Annotated in this window: 26 protein-coding genes; all 26 read left to right on the forward strand. The window is 58.3% G+C overall.

The window, feature by feature from the left end; genetic code table 11:
• The first annotated feature begins 126 nt into the window (after window positions 1-126).
• Window positions 127-576, forward strand: coding sequence for an FMN-binding protein MioC (gene mioC / locus G5287_RS13475; protein WP_227341686.1), 450 nt, complete (start codon window positions 127-129; stop codon window positions 574-576).
• A gap of 508 nt (window positions 577-1,084) precedes the next feature.
• The gene (gene mnmG / locus G5287_RS13480; RefSeq protein ID WP_227341685.1) at window positions 1,085-2,974 is read left to right on the forward strand and encodes a tRNA uridine-5-carboxymethylaminomethyl(34) synthesis enzyme MnmG; all 1,890 of its coding nucleotides are present in this window, start codon (window positions 1,085-1,087) and stop codon (window positions 2,972-2,974) included.
• A gap of 8 nt (window positions 2,975-2,982) precedes the next feature.
• Entirely contained in the window at window positions 2,983-3,609 is a 627-nt protein-coding gene (gene rsmG / locus G5287_RS13485) for a 16S rRNA (guanine(527)-N(7))-methyltransferase RsmG (RefSeq protein WP_227341684.1), read from the forward strand.
• A 26-nt stretch (window positions 3,610-3,635) separates the two neighbouring features.
• Window positions 3,636-4,439 carry a ParA family protein gene (locus tag G5287_RS13490; RefSeq protein WP_216952494.1) on the forward strand — a complete coding sequence of 268 codons (804 nt, stop codon included), beginning with the start codon at window positions 3,636-3,638 and terminating at the stop codon, window positions 4,437-4,439.
• Window positions 4,436-5,344 (forward strand): ParB/RepB/Spo0J family partition protein, encoded by a 909-nt coding sequence (locus tag G5287_RS13495; RefSeq protein ID WP_227341683.1) that lies wholly within the window; start codon window positions 4,436-4,438, stop codon window positions 5,342-5,344. The genes G5287_RS13490 and G5287_RS13495 overlap by 4 nt, the downstream gene beginning before the upstream one ends.
• Window positions 5,345-5,534: 190 nt before the next feature.
• On the forward strand, window positions 5,535-5,945 hold the full coding sequence (locus G5287_RS13500; RefSeq protein ID WP_216952492.1) for an ATP synthase subunit I: 411 nt from the start codon (window positions 5,535-5,537) through the stop codon (window positions 5,943-5,945).
• An 8-nt stretch (window positions 5,946-5,953) separates the two neighbouring features.
• Complete coding sequence (gene atpB, locus G5287_RS13505; protein WP_216952488.1) at window positions 5,954-6,736, forward strand: F0F1 ATP synthase subunit A; 783 nt, start codon at window positions 5,954-5,956, stop codon at window positions 6,734-6,736.
• A 58-nt stretch (window positions 6,737-6,794) separates the two neighbouring features.
• Window positions 6,795-7,037, forward strand: a complete 243-nt coding sequence (atpE, locus tag G5287_RS13510) for a F0F1 ATP synthase subunit C (protein ID WP_005307205.1) — start codon at window positions 6,795-6,797, stop codon at window positions 7,035-7,037.
• Window positions 7,038-7,092: 55 nt separating this feature from the next.
• Window positions 7,093-7,563, forward strand: coding sequence for a F0F1 ATP synthase subunit B (gene atpF / locus G5287_RS13515; RefSeq protein WP_204480536.1), 471 nt, complete (start codon window positions 7,093-7,095; stop codon window positions 7,561-7,563).
• 13 nt (window positions 7,564-7,576) lie between these two features.
• Window positions 7,577-8,110, forward strand: a complete 534-nt coding sequence (gene atpH, locus G5287_RS13520; RefSeq protein ID WP_204480539.1) for a F0F1 ATP synthase subunit delta — start codon at window positions 7,577-7,579, stop codon at window positions 8,108-8,110.
• Window positions 8,111-8,125: 15 nt separating this feature from the next.
• A complete protein-coding gene (atpA, locus tag G5287_RS13525; protein WP_216952485.1) occupies window positions 8,126-9,667 on the forward strand; it encodes a F0F1 ATP synthase subunit alpha in 1,542 nt (513 codons plus the stop codon).
• Window positions 9,668-9,709: 42 nt separating this feature from the next.
• Complete coding sequence (gene atpG, locus G5287_RS13530; protein WP_041210471.1) at window positions 9,710-10,576, forward strand: F0F1 ATP synthase subunit gamma; 867 nt, start codon at window positions 9,710-9,712, stop codon at window positions 10,574-10,576.
• 33 nt (window positions 10,577-10,609) lie between these two features.
• Window positions 10,610-11,998, forward strand: coding sequence for a F0F1 ATP synthase subunit beta (atpD, locus tag G5287_RS13535; RefSeq protein WP_026455856.1), 1,389 nt, complete (start codon window positions 10,610-10,612; stop codon window positions 11,996-11,998).
• An 18-nt stretch (window positions 11,999-12,016) separates the two neighbouring features.
• Window positions 12,017-12,445, forward strand: a complete 429-nt coding sequence (locus tag G5287_RS13540) for a F0F1 ATP synthase subunit epsilon (RefSeq protein WP_005339345.1) — start codon at window positions 12,017-12,019, stop codon at window positions 12,443-12,445.
• A gap of 94 nt (window positions 12,446-12,539) precedes the next feature.
• The gene (glmU, locus tag G5287_RS13545; RefSeq protein ID WP_100652126.1) at window positions 12,540-13,907 is read left to right on the forward strand and encodes a bifunctional UDP-N-acetylglucosamine diphosphorylase/glucosamine-1-phosphate N-acetyltransferase GlmU; all 1,368 of its coding nucleotides are present in this window, start codon (window positions 12,540-12,542) and stop codon (window positions 13,905-13,907) included.
• A 20-nt stretch (window positions 13,908-13,927) separates the two neighbouring features.
• Window positions 13,928-15,331: an undecaprenyl-phosphate glucose phosphotransferase gene (locus tag G5287_RS13550; protein ID WP_421172845.1), complete on the forward strand. Its 1,404-nt coding sequence runs from the start codon at window positions 13,928-13,930 to the stop codon at window positions 15,329-15,331.
• Complete coding sequence (locus G5287_RS13555) at window positions 15,315-16,634, forward strand: outer membrane beta-barrel protein (protein WP_421231432.1); 1,320 nt, start codon at window positions 15,315-15,317, stop codon at window positions 16,632-16,634. The genes G5287_RS13550 and G5287_RS13555 overlap by 17 nt, the downstream gene beginning before the upstream one ends.
• A 1-nt stretch (window position 16,635) precedes the next feature.
• Window positions 16,636-17,175 (forward strand): polysaccharide biosynthesis/export family protein, encoded by a 540-nt coding sequence (locus G5287_RS13560; RefSeq protein WP_421231433.1) that lies wholly within the window; start codon window positions 16,636-16,638, stop codon window positions 17,173-17,175.
• 15 nt (window positions 17,176-17,190) lie between these two features.
• Complete coding sequence (locus G5287_RS13565) at window positions 17,191-19,332, forward strand: GumC family protein (RefSeq protein ID WP_421231434.1); 2,142 nt, start codon at window positions 17,191-17,193, stop codon at window positions 19,330-19,332.
• Entirely contained in the window at window positions 19,329-20,543 is a 1,215-nt protein-coding gene (locus G5287_RS13570) for a lipopolysaccharide biosynthesis protein (protein ID WP_421231435.1), read from the forward strand. The genes G5287_RS13565 and G5287_RS13570 overlap by 4 nt, the downstream gene beginning before the upstream one ends.
• A complete protein-coding gene (locus G5287_RS13575; protein WP_421231436.1) occupies window positions 20,540-21,919 on the forward strand; it encodes a capsular biosynthesis protein in 1,380 nt (459 codons plus the stop codon). The genes G5287_RS13570 and G5287_RS13575 overlap by 4 nt, the downstream gene beginning before the upstream one ends.
• Window positions 21,916-22,926, forward strand: a complete 1,011-nt coding sequence (locus G5287_RS13580) for a glycosyltransferase family 2 protein (RefSeq protein ID WP_421231437.1) — start codon at window positions 21,916-21,918, stop codon at window positions 22,924-22,926. The genes G5287_RS13575 and G5287_RS13580 overlap by 4 nt, the downstream gene beginning before the upstream one ends.
• Window positions 22,923-24,140 (forward strand): glycosyltransferase family 4 protein, encoded by a 1,218-nt coding sequence (locus G5287_RS13585; RefSeq protein ID WP_421231438.1) that lies wholly within the window; start codon window positions 22,923-22,925, stop codon window positions 24,138-24,140. The genes G5287_RS13580 and G5287_RS13585 overlap by 4 nt, the downstream gene beginning before the upstream one ends.
• The gene (locus G5287_RS13590) at window positions 24,137-24,628 is read left to right on the forward strand and encodes a serine acetyltransferase (RefSeq protein ID WP_421231439.1); all 492 of its coding nucleotides are present in this window, start codon (window positions 24,137-24,139) and stop codon (window positions 24,626-24,628) included. The genes G5287_RS13585 and G5287_RS13590 overlap by 4 nt, the downstream gene beginning before the upstream one ends.
• Window positions 24,615-25,742 (forward strand): glycosyltransferase family 4 protein, encoded by a 1,128-nt coding sequence (locus G5287_RS13595; RefSeq protein WP_421231440.1) that lies wholly within the window; start codon window positions 24,615-24,617, stop codon window positions 25,740-25,742. Before G5287_RS13590 ends, G5287_RS13595 begins: the two co-directional genes overlap by 14 nt.
• Window positions 25,739-26,146, forward strand: coding sequence for a hypothetical protein (locus G5287_RS13600; RefSeq protein WP_033115229.1), 408 nt, complete (start codon window positions 25,739-25,741; stop codon window positions 26,144-26,146). Before G5287_RS13595 ends, G5287_RS13600 begins: the two co-directional genes overlap by 4 nt.
• The last annotated feature ends 13 nt before the right edge of the window (window positions 26,147-26,159 follow it).

Below are 26,159 nucleotides of genomic sequence, written 5' to 3' on the forward strand. Positions count from 1 at the left end.
GCAGGATGGATCCGGTGGCATTATCTGACTGGATCCATTATCCCCAAGCTTTATCCATATTTATCCACACCCTTTGGCGGTAGAATCCGGCTTTCCGTTTCTTTGTCTGAAATCAGGATCCATTCCATGGCCAAACTCAATCTCGTCGTCGGCTCCATGCTGGGCGCCGCCGAATATGTCGCAGACCACGTCGCCAACCTGCTGGAACAGGCTGGCCACCAGACTCGGATCCACAACCCGGCCAAGCTGGCAGAGGTGCTGGATGATGCGGGATCCATCCTGCTGGTGGTCACTTCCACCCATGGTGCCGGGGATGTGCCCGACAACCTGCAACCCTTCGCCAAGGATCTTGCCGAGCAGCATCCGGATCTTAATTCATTGAAATATGGAGTGATTGCCCTTGGTGACAGCAGTTATGACACCTTTTGCCAGGGTGGCAAGACGCTGGATCGGCTGCTGGCCGAATGCGGTGCCAGCCGGATCGGCGAGCGGCTCGACATAGATGTGACCCAACACGAGATCCCCGAAGATGCCGCAGAAGTGTGGATCCGCGACTGGATGACGATGATCGTCTGATCAGCGTGCGGGAGATCCTGAAAAAAAGCTTGATCTCCCCACTTATCCCCAGATCGACTATCCACCGTGTTATTAACAGATTGATCCGGGGGAGTTGTTCTACAAGGTTACCCACAACGCCCAGGGGTAATGTGCATAACTACGGTGTAAAGCTCTGCAAAACCTATAGTTATCCATGTATTAGATCCAGACCGACAGACCTCTGTGTATAAAAGTCCTGGTTATCCCCTCGTTCACCGAGCCAGGATCCAAGCTTTTCCACAAGCTAGGATCGTCCTTAAATTAATGATCTTTATGATCAAAAAGTGCTTATCAACAGAAAGGGCGGATCCTAATAAGAGATCCAGTAAAAGATCGATCTAAAGATCCTTAAGATCTAATTAGTGGATCCTCCCTTCATACTGAACGTTAAGTAGACGTTCCCCTCAGGACGCGAAACAGATAGAATGTTCCGCCCTTTAGCCCAGGCAAATAAAGATCTTCAGGCGTGCAGATCAAGGTGATCCCAATGCAATACCATGAACAATTTGATGTGATCGTCGTCGGTGGCGGTCATGCCGGAACCGAAGCAGCAACAGCGGCAGCCCGTATGGGCATGAACACCCTGTTGCTGACCCACAATATTGATACGCTGGGACACATGTCCTGTAATCCGGCGATCGGCGGGATCGGCAAGGGACACCTGGTCAGGGAAGTTGACGCACTCGGCGGGATCATGGCGCGTGCCATCGATCTTGGCGGGATCCAGTTCCGCACCCTCAACTCCTCCAAGGGCCCGGCAGTACGAGCCACTCGTGCCCAGGCGGATCGCCTGCTCTACAAGGCTGTCGTTCGCCAGATGCTGGAGAACTACCCGAACCTGAAGATCTTCCAGCAGGCTTGTGACGATCTGATCATGGATGGGGATCGTGTTGCCGGTGTGGTCACCCAAAGCGGGATCCGCATCAGCGGCAAGACTGTGGTGCTGACGGTCGGTACCTTCCTGAATGGTTTGATCCACATCGGGATGGAAAACTACAAGGGCGGTCGTGCCGGGGATCCTCCCTCGATCGCTCTGGCCCAGCGCCTGCGTGAACTGCCGCTGCGCATCGATCGTCTCAAGACGGGTACGCCGCCGCGCATCGATGCTCGCAGCGTCGATTTCTCTGTGATGCAGGCCCAGCACGGCGACGATCCGCGCCCCGTCTTCTCGTTTATCGGCGATGCCAGCCAGCATCCCCGTCAGGTGCCCTGCTACGTCACCCACACCAACGAGCGTACCCACGAAGTGATCCGCAATAACCTGGATCGCAGCCCCATGTACGCCGGGGTGATCGAGGGGATCGGCCCGCGCTACTGCCCGTCGATCGAAGACAAGATCACCCGTTTTGCCGACAAGACGGCGCACCAGATCTTCGTCGAGCCGGAAGGCCTGACCACCCACGAGCTCTACCCGAACGGGATCTCTACCAGCCTGCCGTTTGACGTGCAGGTGCAGATCGTTCGCTCCGTGCGTGGCTTCGAGAACGCCCACATCACTCGCCCCGGCTATGCCATCGAATATGATTTCTTCGATCCGCGGGATCTCAAGGCCAACATGGAGAGCAAGTGCATTCCAAACCTGTTCTTCGCCGGCCAGATCAACGGGACGACCGGTTACGAAGAGGCGGCGGCACAAGGCCTGATGGCCGGTCTGAACGCGGCCTTGCGTGCCCAGGACAAGGATCCCTGGAACCCGCGTCGGGATCAGGCCTACATGGGTGTGATGATGGATGATCTCTCCACCCTGGGGACCCGCGAGCCTTACCGCATGTTCACCAGCCGCGCCGAATATCGCCTGCTGCTGCGGGAAGACAACGCCGATATCCGCCTGACTGCCATCGGTCGCGAACTGGGTCTGGTGGATGACGAGCGCTGGAGCAAATTCAACGCCAAGATGGAACAGGTCGAGCTGGAGCGTCAGCGCATGCGTTCAACCTGGATCCACCCGCAACATCCGTCACTGGAGGCAGTCAACGCTCTGGTCAATACCCCGCTGACCCGCGAGCAGAGTCTGGAAGAGCTGTTGCGTCGTCCCGAAGTAACCTACGATGCCCTGATGGCCATCGACGGGGTCGGTCCGGCCATCGCCGATCCGGCCGCCGCCGAGCAGGTGGAGATCCAGATCAAGTACGCCGGTTACATCGAGCGCCAGCACGACGAGGTGGAGAAGCAGCTGCGCAACGAGAACACCCTGCTGCCGCTGGATCTCGACTACCGCGATGTGAACGGCCTCTCCAACGAGGTGAAAACCAAGCTGAACGATGCCAAGCCGCAGACCATTGGTCAGGCTTCCCGCATCTCCGGCATCACCCCGGCGGCCATCTCCATCCTGCTGGTTCACCTGAAAAAACACGGCCTGCTGCGTAAAACCGCCTGAGGAATCCCATGTTGGAAAGATTGAACGGCCTGCTCAAGCAGGCCGAAATTGTTATCACCGATACCCAAAAGAGCCAACTGGTGCAGTTGGTCGAGTTGCTGCACAAGTGGAACAAGGCTTACAATCTCACCTCGGTGCGAGATCCGGACGCCATGCTGGTCAAGCATATCCTCGATAGCCTGGTGGTAAGCCCCCACTTGCACGGTGAGCGCTTCATCGACGTGGGGACCGGTCCCGGCCTGCCGGGATTGCCGCTGGCGATCATCAATCCGGACAAGCAGTTCGTTCTGCTAGACAGTCTGGGCAAACGGATCAACTTCATCCGCCAGGTCATTCTGGAGCTGGGGTTGACCAATGTGACGCCGATCAAATCCCGGGTGGAAGAGTATCAACCCGAAGTCGGGTTTGATGGTGTACTCAGCAGAGCGTTCGCTTCGCTAGAGGACATGCTGAGCTGGTGTCACCACCTGCCGTCAGAACAGGGCTGCTTCCTCGCGCTCAAGGGACAATATCCCGCAGAGGAGCTGGCCCAGTTGCCTGCCAATATCCGTCTGGTAGCCTGTCATGAGCTGCGGGTGCCGGAGCTGGAAGGCGAACGTCATCTGCTGGAATTCAAACATATCCAGCCCGAATAGGGTCGCAGTTTCATTTAGGGGATAGTGTGGGAAAAGTCATTGCCATAGCCAACCAGAAGGGTGGAGTGGGTAAAACCACCACCTGTGTGAACCTGGCCGCCTCCATGGCCGCCACCCGGCGCAAGGTGCTGGTGATCGATCTGGATCCGCAGGGCAATGCCACCATGGGCAGCGGCGTCGACAAGTACGAAGTCGAGCGCACCGCCTATGAGCTGCTGATCGAAGATGCTCCCATCAGCGAGGTGATCATACCCGAAACTTCCGGTGGTTATCACCTGATCGCCGCCAACGCCGACGTGACCGCAGCCGAAATCCGCCTGATGGAGTTTTTCGCCCGCGAGATCCGTCTGCGCAATGCGCTGGCCTCGGTGCGGGACAAGTACGACTACGTCTTCATCGACTGCCCACCTTCCCTCAACATGCTGACCGTGAATGCCATGGCCGCCGCCGACTCCGTGCTGGTGCCCATGCAGTGCGAATACTATGCGCTGGAAGGGCTCACCGCCCTGGTCGACACCATCAGCAAGCTGGCCGCCGTGGTCAATCCCGATCTCAAGATCGAAGGTGTGCTGCGTACCATGTACGATCACCGCAACCGGCTGGCCAATGATGTGTCCGATCAGCTAAAACAGCACTTTGGCGACAAGGTCTACCGCACCATCATTCCCCGCAATGTTAGACTGGCTGAGGCCCCGAGTTTCGGTGCCCCGGCCATGCACTATGACAAATCATCGGTGGGCGCCAAGGCCTACCTGGCACTGGCTGGCGAGATCCTGCGCCGCCAGGAGCAGGAACGTCAGGCGACCATCGCAGACCGAGAGAGCATATGACTCCGAAAAAACGTGGACTGGGCAAGGGGCTGGATGCCCTGCTCAGTACCAGCACGGCTGCCCGCCAGAAACAGGTGATGAGCGATCAGCGCACCGAGCAGGCCATGGCCCCCGCCAACCAGGGGGAGCTGCGCAAGCTGCCGGTGGAGTGGTTGCAGTCCGGCAAGTACCAGCCCCGCAAGGACATGTCCCAGGATGCACTGGAAGAGCTTGCCAACTCCATCCGCGCCCAGGGGGTGATCCAGCCCATCGTGGTACGCCCTCTCGGCGAACAATCCTTCGAAATCATCGCCGGTGAGCGGCGCTGGCGCGCGTCCCAGCTGGCGCGGCTCGAGGTGGTGCCCTGCATCGTCAAGGATGTACCCGACGAGGCTGCCGTTGCCATCGCGCTGATTGAGAACATCCAGCGGGAAGACCTCAATGCCATCGAAGAGGCGGTCGCTTTACAAAGACTACTGACCGAATTCGAACTCACCCACCAGCAGGTGGCCGAGGCGGTGGGCAAGTCCCGCACCACGGTGACCAACCTGCTGCGTCTCAACCAGCTCAACGACGACGTGAAGCGTTTCGTCGAGCATGGCGACCTCGACATGGGTCATGCCCGAGCCCTGCTGGCCCTGAGCGGTCAGGCTCAGTCCGAACTGGCCAAGCTGGTTGCCCAGAAAGGGCTGACTGTACGCGATACCGAGAAGCTGGTGCAAAAAGCGCTTGAACCGGCAAAAGCCAGGGTCGAACCGGCCCGTGATCCGCAGATCGGCTACCTGGAGCGCCAACTGGCAGAAAAAATTGGCAATCAGGTGCAACTTCAGCCTGGCAAGCGGGATAGCGGAAAGTTAGTAATAAGTTACGAGAATTTATCCGATTTGGACCGTATATTGGGCTATTTTGGCGTGTCAGAATCGTGATTCTTACGCTTTTTGTAGTAATAAAACATCCATTCCTTTTGATATGGCCATAACCTTGATTTGCCGCGGAAAGCCGCAAAAATTAAGGATTTTTGTCATATTGCAATAGCGGCCCTCAAGGGTATAATTTGACCGGCTTTAAGAGCTGTTAACATGGGGTCTTCGGATCCCGATTTTTTACAGTTCTGTAATGTTCAGGGGTAGGTTGGTGAAGCAGAAAATAGCCTTGGAAGGTTTTACGCTAGCCTGGGTTATGCTCGTTTGTCAGCTCATCCTGATCCTGGCGATGAGTGCTGTCTGGTTTTATCAGATTAGTGCCAGCGCCGGTTATTCCGCCCTTTACGGAGGGGGGATGTACTGGGTTCCTCAAGCCTTGTTTACTGTCTGGGTGCTGCGCCGCAAGGTGACAACCGAGAGTGTGGGCCTGGTTTTGCGGGACTTTTATGGTGGGGCTGGGATTAAGCTCGTTTCGACAGCAGGTCTGTTTGCTCTGTTGTTTGGTGCGAAAGTCGAGGTCGTTACCGTCTCGTTTTTCGCCACTTATATCCTCGCCCTCGTTGTACAGTGGATAGTCTCATTCACGCTTAACAACCACTATTAGGAAAACTCATGTCTGCAACCGGAGAAGTCCTGACTCCTCAGGGATATATCTCCCACCACCTGACCCACCTTCAAGTCGGGTCCGGGTTCTGGACGGTGAATATCGACTCAATGGTATTCTCCGTCGTGCTAGGCGCCCTGTTTATCCTGCTGTTCCGCAAAGTAGCCGTTAACGCTACCAGCGGGGTGCCGGGTAAGCTGCAGTGCTTTGTGGAGATGCTGGTCGAGTTTGTGAATGGTAACGTCAAAGACATCTTTCATGGTCGCAACAAGGTCATCGCACCTTTGGGGTTGACTGTGTTTGTCTGGATCTTCCTGATGAACCTGATGGATCTGATCCCCGTTGACTTTATCCCTCACGCTGCACAATTGATGGGTATTCCCTATCTGCGTGTGGTTCCCTCTGCTGACGTTAACATCACCATGTCCATGGCTTTGGGCGTGTTCTTCTTGATCCTGTATTACAGCATCAAGGTCAAGGGTATCGGCGGGTTTGTGAAGGAGCTGACGCTTCAGCCTTTCAACCACCCGGCGGCCATCCCGGTTAACCTCATCCTGGAAACTGTTACGCTGGTATCCAAACCGGTCTCTCTGGGTCTTCGACTGTTCGGCAACATGTATGCTGGCGAACTGATCTTTATCCTGATTGCGGGTTTGCTACCCTGGTGGTCACAGTGGATCCTGTCCGTGCCTTGGGCAATTTTCCACATCTTGATCATCACTTTGCAGGCATTCATCTTCATGGTTCTGACCATCGTCTATCTGTCGATGGCACAGGAAGACCATGGTTGATGCGACTCAAATAATCCTTTTTATACAATCAATTACATCTAAATAAATGGAGATCCTCATGGAAAACTTGAACATGGACCTGCTGTACATCGCTGCTGCAATGATGATGGGTCTGGCTGCTATCGGCGCTTCCATCGGTATCGGTATTCTGGGTGGCAAGTTCCTGGAAGGTGCTGCTCGTCAACCTGATCTGATCCCTGTTCTGCGTACCCAGTTCTTCATCGTAATGGGTCTGGTGGATGCGATCCCGATGATCGCCGTTGGTCTGGGTCTGTATGTGATGTTTGCGGTTGCTGGCTAAGTCGTTACGACATCTCCAGGCATAACCCATTAACTAACTAAAGAGGACATCGGCTGTGAATATCAACGCCACCCTCCTCGGCCAAGCAATTGCTTTTTTCTTCTTCGTTGTGTTTTGCATGAAGTATGTATGGCCGCCGCTGATGGCTGCCATCGAAGCCCGTCAGAAAGCTATTGCTGACGGTCTCTCTTCTGCCGAACGAGCCAAGAAAGATCTGGATTTGGCCAAGGCCAACGCCGTCGATCAGCTGAAAGAAGCCAAGCTGCAGGCTGCTGAAATCATTGAACAGGCCAACAAACGCAAGGCCCAGATCATTGATGAGGCAACTGTCGGTGCTCAGGCTGAGCGGGAAAAAATCCTGGCTCAAGGCCGTGCCGAGATTGAAGCTGAACGTCATCGTGCCAAAGAGGAACTGCGCAAGCAGGTTGCTGCTCTTGCCATTGCGGGTGCAGAGAAGATCCTGGCGCGCCAAATCGACCAGGCTGCCAACAGCGACATCGTCGACAAACTGGTAGCTGAACTGTAACGGGAACGGGGCTATGTCTGAACTGACTACAATCGCTCGCCCCTACGCCAAGGCTGCTTTCGAGTTTGCCGTTGAGCACAAGGCGGTTGATCAGTGGCTGGGGATGCTCAGCTTCGCTGCGGAAGTAGTGAAGAACGAGACCATCCACTCCCTGGTTAACGGCTCTGTGGCTGCCGACGAGCTGGCAAAACTGTTTGTCAGCATCTGCGGGGAGCAACTCGACGAGCATGGCCAGAACCTGATCCGGGTAATGGCAGAGAATGGTCGCTTGGGTGTGCTGCCGGCGGTCGTTGCCGAATTTGTGGTGTTCAAGTCTGAACTGGACAAAGAAGTTCAGGCTGACGTGATTTCGGCGATTGCACTGACCGACCAGCAGAAAGCCAATATTCAGGCTTCTCTGGAACAACGTCTCGCGCGCAAAGTGAAGCTGAATTGCAGCATCGACGCGTCCTTGATGGCCGGGGTGCTCATCAAGGCCGGTGATCTGGTTATCGACGGAACTGTCCGCGGCAAGCTGGATCGCATGGCTGACGCGCTGCAATCTTGATTGGGGTATTAGAGCATGCAACTGAATTCCACTGAAATCGCCGAGCTGATCAAGCAGCGCATTGCGCAGTTTGATGTAAAGAGCGAAGCGCGTAACGAAGGTACCATCGTCTCCGTGAGTGACGGTATCATTCGTATCCACGGCCTGGCCGATGCCATGCAGGGTGAGATGATCGAGCTGCCGGGCAACCGCTACGCTCTGGCATTGAACCTGGAGCGTGACTCCGTTGGTGCCGTAGTGATGGGTCCCTATGCCGATCTGGCCGAAGGGATGAAAGTAAAAGGTACTGGCCGCATTCTGGAAGTGCCGGTCGGTCGTGGTCTGCTGGGCCGGGTGGTCAACACCCTGGGTCAGCCTATCGACGGTAAAGGTCCGGTCGAGCACGATGGCTTCTCTCCGGTAGAAGTGATTGCCCCGGGCGTTATCGAGCGTAAGTCTGTTGACCAGCCTGTCCAGACCGGTCTGAAAGCCATCGACTCCATGATCCCTATCGGTCGTGGCCAGCGTGAGCTGATCATCGGTGACCGCCAGGTAGGTAAAACTGCCATTGCGATCGACACCATCATCAACCAGAAAGACTCCGGTATTAAGTGTGTCTACGTTGCGATTGGCCAGAAGGCCTCCACCATCGCCAACGTGGTGCGCAAGCTGGAAGAGCACGGCGCCCTGGCCAACACCATAGTAGTGGTTGCCTCTGCTTCCGAAGCGGCTGCCCTGCAATACCTGGCTCCGTATTCAGGTTGCTCCATGGGTGAGTACTTCCGTGACCGCGGTGAAGATGCCCTGATCATTTATGATGACCTGTCCAAGCAGGCCGTTGCATATCGTCAGATTTCCCTGCTGCTGCGCCGTCCGCCAGGACGTGAAGCATTCCCGGGCGACGTATTCTATCTGCACTCCCGTCTGCTGGAGCGTGCAGCTCGCGTCAACGACGAGTACGTAGAGAAGTTCACCAAGGGTGAAGTGAAGGGCAAAACCGGTTCTCTGACCGCGCTGCCGATCATCGAAACCCAGGCGGGCGACGTATCCGCGTTCGTTCCGACCAACGTGATCTCCATCACCGATGGTCAGATCTTCCTGACTTCCCAGTCTTTCAACGCCGGTATTCGTCCTGCGGTTGATCCGGGTATCTCCGTATCCCGTGTGGGTGGTGCCGCCCAGACCAAGATCGTCAAGAAGCTGTCCGGTGGTATCCGTACCGCGCTGGCCCAGTATCGCGAACTTGCTGCCTTTGCCCAGTTCTCTTCCGACCTGGACGATGCAACTCGCAAGCAGCTGGACCACGGTCAGAAAGTGACCGAGCTGATGAAACAGAAGCAGTACTCTCCGATGAGCGTGGCTCACCAGTCTCTGGTGCTGTTCGCCGCGGAAAAAGGCTATCTCTCTGATGTCGAGTTGAGCAAGATCCTCGACTTCGAAGCCGCTCTGCTCTCTTTCGCCGATACCCAGCATGCTGAGCTGATGGCTGAAATCAATGCCAAGGCTGACTACAACGACGCGATCGTTGGCAAGCTGACTGCGTTGCTGGATGACTTCAAGGCAACCCAGACCTGGTAAGCGAGTGTGGCAGCGCAAGCTGCCACCTGATGGAGAGAAGAGATGGCCGGCGCAAAAGAGATACGTAACAAGATCGGGAGTGTTAAAAACACTCAAAAGATCACCAGCGCTATGGAAATGGTGGCAGCAAGCAAGATGCGCCGTGCGCAGGATCGCATGTCTGCCAGCCGTCCGTACGCTGAAACCATGCGCAAGGTGATCGGCCATATCGCTCAGGGGAACCTGGAATACAAACACCCCTACCTCATCGAACGTGAGGTCAAGCGAGTGGGTTACATCGTCGTCTCCACCGACCGTGGCCTGTGTGGTGGTCTGAACATCAACCTGTTCAAGGCTGCCCTCAATGATATGAAGCAATGGAGCGCGAAAGGTGCCAAGGTTGACCTGGCTCTGATCGGCAACAAAGCCTCCAACTTCTTTGAACGGCACGGCGCCAAGGTGAAAGCTCACGTCGCAGGACTGGGCGATAACCCGAGCGTCAATGACCTGATTGGTTCAGTCAAGGTCATGCTGAAGGCTTACGACAACGGTGAGATTGACAAGCTGTATCTGGTGTACAACAAGTTCGTCAACACCATGGTGCAGCAACCACGGGTCGATCAACTGCTGCCTTTGCCCGTAACTGAAGACAGCAAGCTGGCCAAGAAACACCACTGGGATTACCTCTATGAGCCGGATCCCAAGAAGCTGCTGGATACCCTGCTGGTTCGCTATGTCGAATCTCAGGTCTACCAGGGTGTAGTGGAAAACTTGGCCAGTGAACAGGCAGCCCGAATGGTTGCCATGCAAGCCGCGACTGACAACGCCGGTAACCTGATTAACGATCTGCAACTGGTATACAACAAGGCCCGTCAGGCCAGTATTACCCAGGAGCTGACAGAGATCGTATCCGGTGCTGCTGCGGTGTAAGGCAAGGGTTATCAAAGGTTTAGAGGATTTGACATGAGTAACGGTTTCATCGTCCAAATCATCGGCGCTGTAGTGGACATCGAGTTCCCGCAGAATGCCGTGCCCCAGGTGTACGATGCACTGAAGGTCGTTAGCGAAGGTCAAGGCCAGGGTCTGGTGCTGGAAGTTCAGCAACAGATCGGTGGCGGCGTCGTTCGTTGCATCACCATGGGTTCCTCCGACGGTCTGCGTCGTGGGTTGGAAGTAATGAATAGCGGTAAATCCATCCAGGTTCCGGTCGGTACTGCGACACTGGGTCGGATCATGAACGTACTGGGCGAGCCAATCGACGAGAAAGGCCCGATCGGTGAAGAAGAGAGCTGGTCAATCCACCGTGAAGCCCCCAGCTACGAAGATCAGTCCAACAGCACCGAGCTGCTGGAGACCGGCATCAAGGTTATCGACCTGGTATGTCCGTTCGCCAAGGGTGGTAAGGTTGGTCTGTTCGGTGGTGCCGGTGTAGGCAAAACCGTAAACATGATGGAGCTGATCCGTAACATCGCGATCGAACACAGTGGTTACTCTGTATTCGCCGGTGTAGGTGAGCGTACCCGTGAGGGTAACGACTTCTACCACGAGATGATGGAGTCCAACGTACTGGACAAAGTATCTCTGGTTTACGGTCAGATGAACGAGCCGCCCGGAAACCGTCTGCGCGTTGCGCTGACCGGCCTGACCATGGCCGAGAAGTTCCGTGACGAAGGTCGTGACGTGCTGTTCTTCGTGGACAACATCTACCGTTACACCCTTGCCGGTACTGAAGTATCCGCACTGCTGGGCCGTATGCCTTCCGCAGTAGGTTACCAGCCGACCCTGGCCGAGGAGATGGGTGTTCTGCAAGAACGTATCACCTCCACCAAGACCGGTTCCATCACCTCCGTACAGGCCGTTTACGTGCCTGCGGATGACTTGACTGACCCGTCTCCGGCGACCACCTTCGCCCACCTGGATGCGACCGTCGTACTGTCCCGTCAAATCGCGGCACTGGGTATCTACCCGGCCGTTGACCCGCTGGACTCTACCTCTCGTCAGCTGGATCCGCTGGTGGTTGGCAAAGAGCACTACGAGACCGCTCGTGGCGTTCAGACCGTACTGCAGCGCTACAAAGAGCTGAAGGACATCATCGCCATCCTGGGTATGGATGAACTGTCAGAAGAAGACAAACTGACCGTAGCCCGTGCCCGTAAGATCGAGCGTTTCCTGTCCCAGCCGTTCTTCGTAGCAGAAGTGTTTACCGGTTCTCCGGGTAAATACGTGCCGCTGAAAGAGACCATCCGTGGTTTCCAGGGCATCCTGAAAGGCGAGTATGACGATCTGCCCGAGCAGGCGTTCTACATGGTTGGCGGTATCGACGAAGTCGTCGAGAAATCCAAGAAACTGTAAGCCTCGACAGGAGGGCCCATGGCAGAGATGATCTCCTTTCACCTGGACGTGGTGAGCGCCGAAGGAAAACTGTTTTCCGGTCGCGTGCAATCCGCTCAGGTATCAGGCTCCGAAGGTGAGTTGGGTCTCCGCCACGGTCATGCTCCGTTGCTGACTGCCATCAAGCCGGGCCTGGTCCGCTTGGTGAAGCAGAACGGAACTGAAGAGGTGCTGTACATCTCCGGCGGTATGCTGGAAGTACAACCTGAATCCGTGACCGTGCTGGCGGACACCGCGATTCGTGCTGACGACTTGGATGAGGCGAAAGCCCAGGAAGCCAAGCGCGCAGCCGAAGAGCGGATCCACAGCTCCCATGGTGATATCGACTACGCCCAGGCCGCCACCGAGCTGGCCAAGGCGATGGCTCAACTGCGAGTCATCGATATCGTCAAAAAGAATTACCGCTAATAACGGTGATGTAAAAAGCGACCTTCGGGTCGCTTTTTTTTTACCCGTTGGATAGACTCCGCCGAGTATTTCCTCATGTTCCAAAGGTCAATTTATGTCCCTCAACGTCGTGATCCTGGCGGCGGGTAAAGGTACCCGCATGCGTTCTTCCCTGCCCAAGGTACTCCACCCGGTAGCCAACAAACCCATGGTTTCCCATGTGATCGATACTGCCCGTCAGGTCGGTGCCGAGCAGCTGCATCTGGTCTATGGCCACGGTGCCGAACTGCTGAAAGAGCGGATCGTGGCGGCCGATGTGAACTGGGTGCTGCAGGCGCAACAGCTGGGGACTGGTCACGCCGTCGCCCAAGCCATCCCGTTTTGGAAGGATGAAGACGACGTGCTGGTGCTCTACGGCGATACCCCGCTGATCCAGCCAGAGACCCTGCAGCGACTGCTTGCTGCCAAGGCTGAAAACGGGATGGCACTGCTGACCGTGGTACTGGACAACCCTACCGGCTATGGCCGTATCGTCCGTGAAAATGGTCAGGTAGTCGGCATCGTCGAGCAGAAGGATGCCAATGCCGAACAGCTGGCCATTCGTGAGGTGAACACCGGCGTGCTGGTGGCCAATGGGGGCCAGTTGCGTCAATGGTTGTCTCGTCTCGACAACAAAAACGCCCAGGGCGAGTTCTATCTGACCGATGTGATCGCCATGGCTCACAGCGATAATTGCCCGATTGCCGCTGTGCATCCAGAGCGTGCCGCTGAAGTTGAAGGGGCCAACAATCGGGTGCAATTGGCCCAACTTGAGCGCAGCTATCAGCAGATGCAGGCCGAGAAACTGATGATTGCAGGTGCAACCATGATCGACCCCGCACGCTTTGATTTGCGTGGGGTTTTGGAAATTGGTGAAGAGGTTGTTATTGATGCAAACGTCATCATTGAGGGCAAGGTGACTCTCGGCAATCACGTTCGTATCGGAGCCGGTTGCGTACTGAAAGATTGTGTCATTGGCGATCACACCGAGGTGAAACCCTACTCGGTTATCGAGGGTGCACAGGTGGCAGATCAGTGCTCAGTGGGTCCGTTTACCCGCTTGCGTCCGGGGGCGGTTCTGGAGCAGGATGCGCACGTTGGCAACTTCGTCGAGATGAAGAAGGCCCGTCTGGGGGTTGGTTCCAAGTGCGGTCATCTGACCTATCTGGGTGATGCCGAGATCGGAGCCGGGGTGAATATCGGTGCCGGTACCATCACCTGCAACTACGACGGGGTCAACAAATTCCAGACCATCATCGAGGACGATGTGTTCGTCGGTTCTGATACCCAACTGGTAGCGCCTGTTCGCATCGGCAAGGGGGCCACCCTGGGTGCCGGCTCTACTATTACCAAGGACGTGGGTGAAAATGAACTCGTGATTACCCGGGTACCCCAGCGTCACATCAAGAACTGGGCTCGTCCGGTCAAGAAAACTGATAAGTGATATCAGTATGAAGGCGACCCATGAACAAGCGAATCATCAAGCTCGCAGACGCGAGCCACAGTCTGTTTTCCCGCTTTGTCGATCTGGTGGGAATTTCAGTCTCAATGGTGCTGCTCGCACGGCACTTTGGCTTGTTTCATGGGTTGGACGAGATGTCCCTGGTCACGCTGGGCATGGTGGTCTTCTTTCTGGTCTCCCAGAATACCGGGCTCTATTGCAGCCGGGTTCGTAAACATCTGGCGCAGTCTCTGCTGCGCCTCATCTTCTCCTGGTTGGTAACTGCTACCCTGCTCTACCTGCTGGTCTATCTGGTTCCCATCTTTAAACCCTACCACCCCTTCCCGCTGGAGCTGGCGGTGCTCTGGCTTGCCATGGCCTGCCTCATTTCCACCGGCTATCGGGTGTTGTACCGACTGGTGACCCTCTGGTTCAGCGATGCCTCCTGCTGTCGGCGTGTGGCCATCATTGGCGTGACTCCGGCCGGACTGGCGCTGGAAAAATCCCTGTGGGAGAGCCCGCGTCACGATATTCAGATGCTCGGATTTTTCGATGCCCGTAGCGAAGAGCGCTTCGGTTACCCGACTCGCAGTCCTCTGTTGGGTGATGTCGATGAGCTGCTTGAGCTGGCACGCAAAGGGCTGGTCGACGAAATCTATCTGGCGCTGCCCCTGACCGCCCGGGAGCGTATCAATCACTACCTCTACGAACTCTCCGACACCACGGTCAATACCTATCTGGTTCCCGATTTCTACGAGTACGGCCTGACCGTGTCCCACATCGATCGGGTAGGCGATATCTATACCTTCAGCTTTTTCGATTCCCCGTTTGAAGGGGGGGCCGCCCTGCTCAAACGCATTGAAGATCTGGTGCTGGGTTCACTCATTCTGCTGCTCATCTCCCCGATCATGGTGCTGGTGGCACTCGGAGTGCGTCTCTCTTCCCCTGGACCCGTACTCTTCAAACAGGATCGCTACGGCTTGGGGGGGAAACGGATCCAGGTCTGGAAATTCCGCTCCATGCGCGTCATGGAGAATGATGCCGTGGTGACTCAGGCAACTAAAGGCGATCCTAGAGTGACGCCATTCGGTGCGTTTTTGCGTCGCACCTCGCTGGATGAGTTGCCGCAGTTTTTTAATGTGATTCAGGGCTCCATGTCGATCGTGGGGCCACGTCCTCATGCCGTGGCGCACAACGAGCAGTACCGCTCACTGGTGGAGCGGTACATGCTGCGCCACAAGGTCAAACCGGGGATTACCGGGCTGGCCCAGATAAATGGATTTCGTGGTGAAACCGACACCCTCGACAAGATGGAGATGCGGGTCAAGTTCGATCTCAAGTACATCCAGTACTGGTCGCTCGGACTGGATTTCAAAGTCATTTTCCTGACTGTATTCAAGGGGTTTGTCGGTGCATCTGCTTACTAGCCTCGTTTGCGCCGGACTGCTGCTCTCCCCCTCTCTTTCAGTCCGCGCCGAGGTCACCCCCGTATCCCATCAGGGGCCGCTTGGTCTGGAGATCCAGACCGAGGTGGAGAGCCGTTACGGCCACGACAGCAACCTGTTGTGGCAGCGTGACAGTGGTCAGGCGATTGGCTCCGATTTCGTCGGGATCACCCCGGAATTTCGCATGGTGGGCGAACGCGGCCTGGATCGCTATCAGTTCAGCTATCTGGGTGATTATCGTCGCTATGGCAGCAGCCATGGGGATGGCTATGCCGATCACCAGTTTCAGTTTGACGGCAGCTGGCGCTTCTCCCTGCGCAACGCCTTCCAGCTGATGTACCAGTATCGGCTGGGCCATGAGGCGCGTGGCGAGGGGCTGACCGAAGGCTTTATGTTGCAGGGGGATGAGAAGGCTGGCGGTGATGCCACTTTCGGCTGGTTCAACATTGCCGAGCCGTTGCGCTTCAAACGCAGCGAAGTGGGTGGCCGTTACAGTTACGGCGCTCCCGATGCCAGAGGCAAGCTGGAGCTGGCGCTCTCCCACAAGGATCTGGGCTATCTCGACAAGCACCTCTACCAGCATGACTTTGAACGCTATGTGGCCGAGCAGGAGTGGCAGGAGAACACCGCCATTGTCGAGCTGTTCGATCAGGTGAGCCATGTCAGCCGTTTTCGTTACACCCTGCAGACCAATCTGCGACGCTATCCGGCCAATCCGCGCAAGGATTCCGACGAATTTTTCCTCATCACCGGGGTGATGAGCCAGCTGACCGGCAAGACCCGGATCGATGCCAATATCGGCGGGATCTACAAGCGTTTCGTCAACGATCCGCAGGCAGAGAGTTTCAAAGGGCTGAACTGGGATCTACGTCTGGAGTGGCAACCGCTCGATTACAGCAAGCTCGCGCTGCTCTCCAGCCGGACCATTCGTGATCCGGGTGGTGACGGCGGCTATGTCAGCAGCCAGCTATATGGCGCCGAGTGGCAGCACCACTGGTCACCCGGAGTGGCGACCACGCTCTCTTATCACGATATCCGGGATGATTATCACCAGTCGGTGGTCTGTGGTAACGACAACCGCCACCGTCAGGACGATATCCATCGCTGGGGCATGGGCATCAGCTACGACATTCGTCCCTCCGTCAATCTGGGGCTCCACTACCAGCAGGCCGACTCAGGTTCCAGCTTTGCCGGGCAGCCCATCGACATCGGCGGCAATTGCTATGGCCGTGCCCTCGGTTACGACAAACAACAGCTTTCTCTTTCACTCAAGGTAGCCATTTAACATGAACAAAAGCGTGATGGTGCTTCTGCTTGGCTGGTTGTTCAGCCTGTCGGTCTGGGCTGGCCAGAGCCCTCAAGGCAACGATTCCGCCTACCGGCTGGCGCCGGGGGACGAGGTCGAAATCCGGGTGTATGGCGAGCCGGATCTGTCGATGAAGTTCAAGGTCGATACCAGTGGCCACGTCAATTACCCCTATCTGGGTCAGGTGTTGCTGATGGGCCACACCACCGCTGAGGTGGCCGAGCTGCTGACCAGAGGGCTCAAGCACGGCGTGCTGCTCGATCCCATGGTGACGGTCAACGTGACCACTTTCCGCCAGGTGTTTGTTGCTGGCGAGGTGGCTCACCCGGGGGGCTACGAATACCAGCCCGGCCTGACGGTGGAGAAGGCCGTCGCGTTGGCGGGTGGTTTCACCGATCGCGCCGCCAGACGGGATATCAGCCTGCGCCTCAATGGCAGCGATCAGTTGCTGGAAGAGGTGAGCCTGCAACGGCAGCTCAATCCCGGCGACATCATCACCATCGAACAAAGTTTCTTCTGATCCAGGACGCTCTTCATGACTTCATTGTTGGTTGAAAATGGCCGTGCGCTAGAGAGTCGCCTCGATTTCAGCGGCCCCTGGCGGGTGCTCAAGGCAAACTGGTGGAAGGTGGTATTGTTTGCCGCCGTGGTGACCCTGGCGGCAGCCCCCTTTATCCTCAGCATGCCGCCCTATTATCAATCCAGTGCGACCCTGCTGCTGAAGGCAGATGCCAACAGCGCTTCCCCTATCGAGCCCGTCTACCGGGTCGATACCAGCCGCCGCGAGTACTACAACACCCAGTTCGAGCTGCTCAAGTCACGCCGGGTAGCCGAGAAGGTGGTTACTCATCTGGGTTTGGCCGAGTTGCCGGAATTCAACGGGCAGCCCAATCCCGACAGCTGGCTGAGCCGCATCAAGGGGCTCTGGAGTGCCGCACATCAGGAGGATGCCTCCTCACGCCACCAGCATGCGCTGGAGTATCTGGCCAGACACCTGACCGTCTCGCCGGTGCGCGATACCCAGCTGGTCAGCATAGGGTTCGAATCCCGCTCTCCCGAGCTGGCCGCCAGCGTCGCCAATGAGGTGGCCCAGACTTACATCGATCTCAATGTGGAGGAGCGGGTCGATGCCAACACCACGGCATCGCACTGGAACCAGAGCCGGCTGGTGGAGATAAAGGCCAGTCTGGAGAAGCAGGAGAAGCAGCTCGGCGATTTTCTTGCCCGCAATGATCTGCTGACGTTTCGCGGCGTAGATGGTCTGCAAACCGAAGAGCTCGGTATCATCACCAACAAGTACGCGGATGCACGCGAGCGGCGGCTGGCGGCGCAGGCCGAATTCCAGTCCATTCAGGAGTACGGCCGCAATCCGGCGGCGCTGGCTTCCCTGCCCGAGGTCTCCAACCACCCCCAGATGCAGGATCTGCGCATCGCCCTCATCAAGGCCCAGCAGGAGCTCTCCGAGCTGGCCAAGCGTTATGGCCCCAAGCATGACCGTATTCTGCAGGCCGAAGCGCGCATCAAGGCGCTCAATACCCAGTCAAACCAGCTGATGCGGGAGATTGCCGACGGTATCGAGGATCGCTACCAGAGCAGCCAGCGCAAGGAGCAGGAGTACCTCGCCCAGCTTGACGAGAAGAAGCGGGAGTTCTCCTCGCTGGCAGTCAAGAAGGATGAGTACAACAACCTGAAGAACAATATCGACAAGACCCGTCAGCTCTATAACGAGCTGTTTCGCCGTCAGGAAGAGACCCGCCTGAACGCTCAGCTGCACGAGTCGAATGCCATTCTCTACGATGCGGCATCGGTGCCCTTGTTGCCAGCCAAGCCAAACAAGATGCTGTTTCTGCTGATGGTGGTGATCATGGCGGGCATGGTTGCCGTGCTGGCCGTCATCACTGCCGGAGCGCTGCGCAATACCCTGGATCGTCTGAGCCAGCTGGTCTCCCAGCTCGGTGGTCGGGTGCTTGGTGAAATCCCGCGGCTGGCGGCCCTGCAGGATCAGAGTGCTCTGCTGCGGGTGGGGGCGGTCAATCCCAGAGTAGGTGCCAGTGCCGATGACCTCTACGCCATCATGCGGCTGGAGCCGGGTCAGCTGCAGCGCATCATGATCACCTCGACCCGTGCTGGTGAGGGCAAGTCGACGCTGGCGGCTCTCTGTGCCGCCAGCTTTGCCCGCCATGAGCGAGTGCTGCTGGTGGATGGGGATCTGCGCCGGGGCTCCCTTGGTCGCCAGTTGCTGGGGCAGGCAGCCAGACCGGGGTTGGCCGAGCTGCTCGCAGGCGAAGCCGATTTGGCTGCCTGTCTGGTGCCAAAAGAGGGATTGACCCTGCTGCCGGCTGGCCAGCCGGTCTCCTCCCCGCTGGCACTGCTTGGCTCGCCACGCTGGAGCGAACTGCTGGCAACTCTGGCCGGGCAGTTTGACCGCATCATAGTGGACACCCCTGCGCTGGAAGTCGGCAAGGATGCCCTGCTGCTGGGGCAGCCGCTGGATGGTGCCATTCATGTGATCCAGTCCGGCCAGCTGCCGGCCAGTCGGGTGCTGAGCGTGCTGGCACAGCTGCGGGATGCCAGAGTGGCGGTTCTGGGGACTGTGCTGACCCAGGTCGCCGAACGGGATCTGGAAGGGGCGGAGAACCTGAGATTCTGTGGTGCACCCACCCGGGGCGCACTATGAAACTGCTGCGCAGCATCACCACCATAGGGGGTGCTTCTGTGCTATCCCAGCTGATCGGGGCGCTCTCGGTCTGGTCACTGTCGCACAAGTTCGACATGGCTGCGGTCGGGCTCTATGCCCTCAGCTACAGTCTGGTGCTGATCGGTGCCCAGCTTGCCACCTTTGCCTCGCAACTGCTGTTGCCCAAGCTGGAGGAGGCCGAGCTGCCCGGCAACCTGATCTTTTCCCTGTTGCAGGTCTTGCTACTCCCCATCCCCTATGTGCTGGTGGTGGTCTGCTTTTTCTCGCTGCCGCTCTGGCCGCTCTACCTGCTGACCGTGACCCACGGGCTGATCCTCATCGCCGAGAATCTGGCTCTGCGGGCCGGCCACTACCAGCGGCTCGGTCTGCAGCGTATCTCGGCCTCTGCCGTGGTGCTGCTCTGCCTGCTGCTGGCCCCAGACATGACGCACTTCTATCAGTTATGGGCCTGTCTGTTGCTGCTGGTGATCGGGGGCTGGTTGTGGTCTGCCTTTGCCTGGCACAGTTCCATGCTGAGAGAGGCTGCCCCGCGCCACCTGCTGCACTTCTTCTCCCGCCATAAAGCGCATCTGGCTGGTGTCGGCAGTGCCGAGGTGCTGGCGATGGTGACGGCCAATCTGCCGACCGTGCTGATCAACTTCTGGTTTTCCCCTCTGGTGGCTGGCTACTTTGCCGTGGTCAACCGCTTCTGTCTGGCGCCCGTGGTGATTGTCGGCAACGCCATCCGCCACTCCATCTTCTCGCGATGGTCGGAGGATTTTCGCCTGCGCCGTTTCAACGGGGAGGAGTTTCGCAAGGTGAAGCGGCTGCTGCTGGCGATGGGCAGTGCGGCCACCCTCGGGATCCTCATCTGCTATCCGCTGGTGATGAAGTGGTTCTTCAATGCGGAGTGGATCGCCTCCATCGATACCTCCCGCTACATGTTGCCCTATGTCTTTACTGCGGTAGCCATCTGCCCGTTGACCGTGATCGAGCTGGTGTTCGGCTCGCCCGGCTACTTTTTGCGGATCCAGCTTGAGCAACTGCTGGTCGTAGTGATTGCCTTCGTGCTGCTGCCCTGGCTGCAGCAGGAGTACGAGCTCTGCGTGCTGGCTTTCTCTCTGCTGACTGCGGTGCGCTACGGCTTCGTCTTTTTGCGGGTCAACCGCCGGGCTGCCGAGTTGCAGGGGCGGATGGAGCTGCCCTCGTGAACAGTGCCCTCATCATGCAGGCCAATCTGCTGCTGTCGCTGGTGATCTGCGGCCTGGCCCAGTACGTCACCGGTATTACGGCCTTCCTCTGGCTGCCCTTCCTGCTGGCCATTGCCACCTTGATGTTGCTGCCGCTGCAGACGCGTTACAGCCCGTTGCGGCTCGACTATCAGGAGAAGGTGCTGCTGCTGCTCTACTGTGGCTTGCTGGTGCTGGCGCTGCTGGGCACCCTGCTTCAGCAGGGGGGCATGGTGACTATCATCGGTTTCAAGAACGAGCTGGCGCTCTCTCTGCTGCTTCCCTGCCTGTTGCTCGGCTTTTGCCGCGAGTCACAGATTTACCGCATCATGAAGCTGGTGGAGTGGGTCTTCTACCTGCAGATCCCGGTGGTGCTGTTTCAGGTGCTGGTGGTGGTGCCGAAGCGGGTGGCAATGCGCGGCGAGTTTGAGAAGTGGGACTCGGTGGTCGGTACTTTCGGGGGGGATCCCATGGGGGGCGGCAATACCGGTGCACTCGGCTTCTTCTGCCTGCTGGTGATGCTGATCAAGCTCTCCGAGTTTCGCCACGGCCTCATTTCGCGTCGTTCGGTCGCTTTTCACATTCTTGCCGCCTTTGCCATTTGCGTGCTGGCCGAGGTGAAGTTCGTCATCCTGTTGTCCCCCTTGCTGCTGGCCTGGGTCTGGCTCTCGCCAAGCTATGTCAGGGGGATGAAGAGCTATGACCTCAAGCGTCTGTTGCTGATTGCGCTGGCGATGACTGCACTGGTGGCCGTGGCCGTTCTGGTGCTGGCTGCCTCCTACTCATCCGCGTTCGAGGGGGCCGGGCAACAGGGGGCCATTGAGCTGTTTATCGACTCCCTCGGCTATATCTTCGATCCCAACCACATCAACCCGGAAACCGGCGAGCTGGGGCGGGTGACGACGCTCTTTTTCTGGGCCAGCAACGGTGATCACCACGGTCTCAGCAATCTGCTGTTTGGTTATGGCCTCAACACCACCAACCATGGCAGCACCCTGCCCGGTTTTCTCAACCCCCTGTTCAACGTGCTGCTCGACTCCACCTCCCTCAGCGTGTTGCTGTGGGAGGTGGGGCTGATGGGCACCCTGATCTTCATCGCGCTGATCGTTCTGCTGCTCTGGTGCTGCCGTCCCCGCCCGTTGCTGGATCGCCAACTGCTAAGCACGGCAGATGTGCGTCTGCTTAGCTATCAACCCGCTTTCATCGCGTTCGGGATTGCCTGTCTGCTGAGCTTGCCTTACAGCCAGCTGCTGATGCTGATCCCGGTACAGCAGTTCCTCTTCTATTTCGTGTTGGGTGCCGCCCTGGTGATCCGTTCTTCGGTTCGGCAGGCCACCAGCTCTTGTGAGGTGTCATGACTCCATCCCCCCTTATCTCCGTCATCATCAAGACCTACAACGAGGAGGCAGGGATTGCCGACACCATAGCCAGCATCAGGAGCGCTCTGGCCGACTACTCCCACCAGATTATCGTGGCGGACAGTCTCTCGACCGACCGTACCCAGGCGATCGCCTGCCAGTTGGGGGTGACTGTGGTGAGCCTGACCGACCCGGCCGATCGCTGTTGCGGCGTGGGGCCACAGCTTGGCTACCTCTTCAGCGAAGGGGAGTTCCTGCTGCTGCTTGATGGTGACATGAAGCTGGAGCCGGAGTTTGTACCGGCCGCCCTTGCGCACATGCACTCCCACCCCGAATGCGGTGGCGTGGCCGGGCGGGCCGAGATGGATGATGCCCACAGCTATGAGTTCAAGTCGCGCAAGCAGCGCATCAACCAGATCTATCCGATGGGCGAGTCGCGCTGGCTGTGTGGTGGCGGCCTGTTTCGACGCAGCGCCATCGAGCAGATCGGCTATCTCACCAATCGCAACCTGCACGGTTACGAAGAGGCGGAGCTGGGTATCCGGCTGCGTCAGGCGGGCTATCGGCTGGAGCGGCTCGATGTCCCCTTCTTCTTTCACACCTCCCACACCATGGACTCCCTTGCCCTGATCCGTTACCGCTGGCGCATGGGGTATCTGTTTGCCAGCGGCGAGCTGGTGCGCTCGGCGTGGGGGCAGCCCTATTTTCGCGAGGTGCTGTCGGTGATCCGCTCCGAGCTGCTGTTCGGGCTCTACCTGCTGACACTCCTGTTCTGCGTACTGCTTTTCGTAGCCGGGCTGCCGTTCTGGTTGCCGTTGCTGACGTTGGCACCGCTGGGTGGCTTCATCGCTCTCAAGTGGTTGAAGAACCGCTCCCTGCAAGATGCCCTGCGCAGTGTCATGAACCTCTCCATCTATGCAGCCGGGCTGGTGCGCGGCCTGCTGTTGCCCCAGCGCTCCCCGCGCGAGGCGCCCGCCCATCGTCTGATCCAGGAGTCATTGCCGTGAAGGTGCTCTTTGCCAACAAGTTCTTTTTCATGAAGGGGGGGGCCGAGACAGTCCTCTTTCAGGAGCGGGAGATGGTGCGTCAGGCTGGTCATCAGGTGATCGACTTTGCCATGCAGCATCCGGATAACCTCCCCTCGCCCCAGAGTGGCTACTTTCCGGCCAACGTCGATTATCACCAGCGGCACGGGCTCTTCGATCGGCTGAAGATCGCCGCTCGCTTCATCCACAATCAGGGGGCCTGTGATCGGCTGGCGGAGCTTATCCGTGCAGAGCGGCCCGATATCGTTCACTTTCATAACATCTACCACCAGCTCACCCCGGCGATCATCCGGGTGGCCAAATCCCTGGGCTGCAAGACGGTGCTGACAGCCCACGACTACAAGGTGGCCTGTCCCAACTACAGCATGCTGGTCGATGGCGAGCCGTTCGAGCTGACCCGGATCGAGGGTTCTTGGCTCAAGCTGTTTCGCCATCAGTGGCAGGAGGGTTCGTGGGGCAAGAGCCTGCTGCTCTCTGCTGAGGCGGCCTGGCAACAGTGGCGCCGCAACTATGAGCAGGTCGATGCATTGGTGGCGCCGAGCGCCTTCATGGCCGGGATGCTTCGCACCCGGCTGCCCGCTTCCCGCATCGAGGTGATCCTCAATGGTATCGATGTCGAGTCGAGCCGTGAAAGCGGAGAGGATCGGGGGTACTTTCTGTTCCTCGGCCGCCTGATGGCCGAGAAAGGGGTCGAGACGCTTGCCCGTGCCCATCAGCGCATGACGCGGCCGGCGGGCCTCAAAATTGTGGGCGGTGGCCCGCTGCTGGCGCACCTCGGGCAGCATTATCCCAATGCCGAACTGCTGGGGTTCAAGCAGGGGGAAGAGTTGCTCGATCTGCTGCGTCACGCCAAGGCCGTGGTGGTGCCGTCCGAGTGGTACGAGAACTGCTCCATGTCGGTGCTGGAGGCGATGGCCTATGGCAAACCGGTGATCGGGGCTCGAATTGGCGGGATTCCGGAGCAGATCCGCGACGGTCTCGATGGCTTGCTGTTCGAGGCGGGTAATGCCGACGAGCTGGCCCGCTGCATGGACAGGCTGGTGGCCGAGCCGGAGCAGACGGCGGCCATGGGGCGTTCGGCCCGTCAGCGGCTGATCGACAGTTACTCCCTCGCCAGCCACCAGCAAGCCCTGCTGGCGCTCTACCAGTCGTTGCTGGAGGAGAAACAGAGATGAGTTTCTGGCGCGAGTTGAAAGCCGAACTGGCGCTCAATCCGAGCAAGACGGCGCGCCTGTTCCTGCTCTGCTACCGGCTGGCACAGGGAGGCCGCTTTATGAGGCTGCCCTGCTTGTTGCTGCTCAAGGGATTCAAGCTGCTGTGCGGCCTCGATATCTCGCCAAGAGCCCGGCTGGGTTGGGGCCTACGCCTCTATCACCCGCAGAATATCGTCATCGGTGACGGCGTGCAGATGGGGCGTGACTGCACTCTGCGCCACAACTGCACCCTGGGCAACAAGCCAGATCGTCAGAGCGGCCAGCTTCTCTCGCCCACCGTGGGGGACGGGGTCGAGTTCGGCACCGGCGCCATCGTTATCGGGGCCATCGCCATTGGTGATCATGCCTGTGTCGGTGCCAGCGCCGTCGTTACTCGTTCCGTCCCGGCTCGCGCCGTTGTTGCGGGCAATCCCGCCAGAATCATTCGAGAAGATCATGAAGCAGATTAGTGTGACCGTGCTCGGTACCCGGGGGATCCCCCATGTACTGGGCGGTGTCGAAACCCATTGTCAGTTCCTCTACCCGGAGCTGCACCGCCAGTTCGAAGTGGCGGCGACCGTGCTGGCTCGCGCCCCCTATGTGGATTACCGACGCGGCGAGTTTGAAGGGGTGGCACTCAAGGCGTTGCCTGCCCCCAAAAAGAAGTCGCTGGAGGCAATTCTCCACTCTCTGCTCGCAGCTTTTTACTGCCGCCGTCATGCCTGCGATCTGGTGCATGTCCATGCCATCGGCCCGGGGCTGGTGGTACCGCTGCTGAGGTTGCTCGGCAAGCGGGTGGTCTTTACCCATCACGGCCCTGACTATGACCGCCAGAAGTGGGGGGCGCTGGCCAAGTGGGTGTTACGCCTTGGCGAGCGCTGGGCGGTACGCTATGCCAGCGAAGTGATCGTCATCTCCGAGGTGATCAACGAGGCGATCCGCCGCCAGTATGATCGCCAGGATGCCCACCTCATCTACAACGGGGTGAAACGGGTCGCGTTGCCGGCAGCGGACAAGAGGGACCAGACTCTGGCCCGTTTCGGGCTGAGTGCAGGCAACTATCTGGTGGCGGTTGGCCGCTTCGTCGAAGAGAAGGGGCTGCACGATCTCATTGCCGCCTACCGCCAGCTCGATACCGAGATGCCACTGGTACTTGTGGGGGATACGGATCACCCAACCCCCTACAGCGAGCACTTGCAGCGGATAGCGGATGAAACACCGGGGGTGATCCGTACCGGTTTCCTCAATGGCGAGGCGCTGATCAGCGTCTTTTCACAGGCGGCCCTGTTTGCCATGCCCTCTTATCACGAGGGGTTGCCGATAGCCCTGCTGGAGGCGCTCTCCTTCTCCCTGCCGGTGGTGGTGAGCGACATTCCCGCCAATCTGGCGGTGGCGCTGCAACAGGAGTGCTATTTCCCGGTCGGCGATGTGAGTGGGCTGGCAGAGCGACTCAACGCCCAGTTGACTCGCGGCAAGGTCGATTACAGCGACTATCTGCAGCGGTATGACTGGCAGCGGATCGCCGGCCAGACCATGGCGGTCTACCGCAAGGCTCTGGGCATACCCGCAGGAGAAAACCAATGAGCCAATTACCGCAGAAACCGCAGGGGGCGATCGACCGCTTCTACCGTGCCCTCTCCCCCGAGGTGGCCGAGAGCCTGAGTGAAACTCAGCGCGACGGTATCGAGCAGGCGCTGCGGCTGATGAGTGACGGCAAGTCGCACGCCATCAACGTCAACAGCGCCTTCGGCATCGGTCGCTGGCGCTGCTATCTGGTGGTGTTGATGGGACGGGATCGCCGTCATCGCGGGCGGGAAAGCGGCTTTCGCTTTCACCTCAAGGTGCTGTTGACCACCCTGCTATTGCTGCTGGGGATCTGCGGCATGGTGCTGCTGCTCTATCTGGTGAAGTCGGCCCTTGGCATCGACATCTTCAAGCACTTCTCGTTCGGGGTGTGGGATCTGTTCAAAAAGAGCGTGCTGATGTGACGCAAGAGGGCTC

Source organism: Aeromonas sp. 603079 (assembly GCF_049172135.1).
Classification (GTDB): Bacteria; Pseudomonadota; Gammaproteobacteria; order Enterobacterales; family Aeromonadaceae; genus Aeromonas; species Aeromonas veronii.